This is a genomic window from Dietzia sp. UBA5065, assembly GCA_002415925.1.
Lineage (GTDB): Bacteria > Actinomycetota > Actinomycetes > Mycobacteriales > Mycobacteriaceae > Dietzia.
In genome coordinates this window covers 2815-3125 of the sequence record DIAZ01000146.1, presented here as the reverse complement: position 1 = coordinate 3125, position 311 = coordinate 2815, and the positions used below count along the sequence as shown (strand labels likewise).

Here is a 311-nt window from a genome sequence, read left to right as displayed (position 1 = left end):
AAGCGCACCCTGCCGACGATGGACCGGCGGGCCCAGGAGGTGGCGGTGATGGAGCTCGTCGCCACGATCGATGGCCACACCGCGGTGTACCCCACCGATCTGGGCTGGCACTTCCTCGCCATCTCGTTCTACGAGCTCTCCGGGACGACGATCGTCACCGCATACCCGGGTCGACCCGAGCTGGTCGGAGCGACCCTCGAGTCGATCGGCGAGGTGCCACTCGCGGAGGCGCGCCGGCGACTGGAACCCCTGGTCAACTACGACAACGACCAGACGGTCCGACTGATGATGCCGTTGACCTATGTCATGCC

Annotated in this window: 1 protein-coding gene; it reads left to right on the top strand. The window is 66.6% G+C overall.

Going from position 1 to position 311, the window contains the following annotated elements; all coding sequences use genetic code 11:
• Positions 1 to 311, top strand: a 311-nt coding sequence (locus B4M60_RS12105) for a hypothetical protein (protein WP_291084240.1), incomplete at both ends; no start/stop codon positions are given.